This window comes from Deltaproteobacteria bacterium (assembly GCA_005879795.1).
Lineage (GTDB): Bacteria > Desulfobacterota > Binatia > DP-6 > DP-6 > DP-6.
The window spans coordinates 1-1,355 of record VBKJ01000084.1 but is presented as its reverse complement, the minus strand read 5'-3'; the positions used below and the strand labels follow the sequence as shown (position 1 = coordinate 1,355).

The 1,355-nt window shown below is 69.7% G+C and carries 2 protein-coding genes; one reads left to right on the top strand and one right to left on the bottom strand.

What is annotated here, in order from left to right:
• Window positions 1-219 precede the first annotated feature (219 nt).
• Window positions 220-570: a hypothetical protein gene (locus E6J59_04500; protein TMB22155.1), complete on the top strand. Its 351-nt coding sequence runs from the start codon at window positions 220-222 to the stop codon at window positions 568-570.
• A gap of 109 nt (window positions 571-679) precedes the next feature.
• Here the strand turns inward: E6J59_04500 and E6J59_04495 are convergent.
• A partial coding sequence (locus E6J59_04495; GenBank protein TMB22154.1) for an ATP phosphoribosyltransferase occupies window positions 680-1,355 on the bottom strand: 676 nt, incomplete at its 5' end.

The window sequence follows — 1,355 nt, the reverse complement described above, 5'->3', positions numbered from 1 at the left end:
GTGGTGCTCGACTCCGCGCCGGCGCAGATGTTCCGGCGCCTGCTGTTCGCGCGCGTGGTCCCGAACCTCCGCCGGCTCGGGCTGCTCACGCCGCGCGTGCGCGAGGCCTTCGCGCGCCTCGGCATCCTCGAGTTCGAGCACGCCGACCCCGAGGCGCAGGACCGCGCGCTCGGGCTGGCGTAGGGCCGGCGCCTTAGACCGCCAGCAACGGAGGACACAATGGCGCTATTTGATGCGCGGGGCATAGACCATGTCGGCATTCGTTATCGCGATCTGCCGCGTGCCGTGGCCTGGTTTCGCGACGTCCTGGGTCTCCACATCGAGCACGAAGCACGAACCATGGCGGTCGTCAGCATCGGGAGCGACGGCTCGCAGTTGGCGCTCTTTCAGGCCGAAGGCGATGAGCCGCTTCGCCAGCCGCACCACGTGGCGCTGCGGGTTCCTGATCCCGGGGCGGCGGAGGCAGCGCTTCGCAAAGCCGGAGTTCCCCTGCGACAGGTCGGGCCGAATCTAGGCTTTGAGGATCCAGAGGGTACCGTTTTCCACTTCATGTCGGCACGCGTCGGGTAGGGTCCGCGCTTGCAGACCGAGGCGGTTCGCACCCGTGCCGTTACGCTGCGACGGCCGCCCGTGTAGCACTCCACGATCTGGTCTCGCGCCACCGTCGCCCCCCTCCCGCTCACCCCACGATCTTGTTCAACGGATACTCGATGATCCCCACCGCCCCCGCCCGAAGCAGCTTCGGGATGAGCTCGCGCACCGTCGCCTCGGCGATCACGCTCTCGACCGCGAACCACTCCGTGCCGTAGAGCGGCGACACGGTCGGTGCGGTGATCGCAGGCACCAGCGCGATCACGTCCTGCAGGCGGTCGCGCGGCACGTTCATCTTGAGCCCCACCTGCGCCTCGGCGCGGAGGGCGCCGGCGAGGAGGAGGGCGATCTGCTCGATCTTCTCGCGCTTCCAGGGGACGGCCCAGGCGGCGCGGTTGGCGATCAGCTGCGGCACCGACTCGAAGAGCTCGCACACGATGCGGAGCCCGTGGGCCCGGATGGTGGAGCCCGTCTCGGTTACCTCGACGATCGCGTCGACCAGCCCCTCGGCCACCTTCGCCTCGGTGGCGCCCCACGAGAACTCGATGTGCACGTCGACGTTGCGCTCCGCGAACCAGCGGCGGGTGTAGCCGACCAGCTCGGTCGCGATGCGCTTGCCGCGCAGGTCCTCGGGCTTCCGCACGGGCGAATCGCGGCCCACCACCAGCACCCAACGCGTCGGGCGGAGGCTCGTCTTCGAGTAGACCAGCTCCTGCGCGACCACGACGTCGGCCTCGTCCTCGAGCACCCAATCGCGCCCGGTG

Bases quoted from the DNA above. Each gene is read 5' to 3' on its own strand.
- E6J59_04500 (TMB22155.1), top strand. From the start codon at position 220: ATGGCGCTATTTGATGCGCGGGGCATAGACCATGTCGGCATTCGTTAT.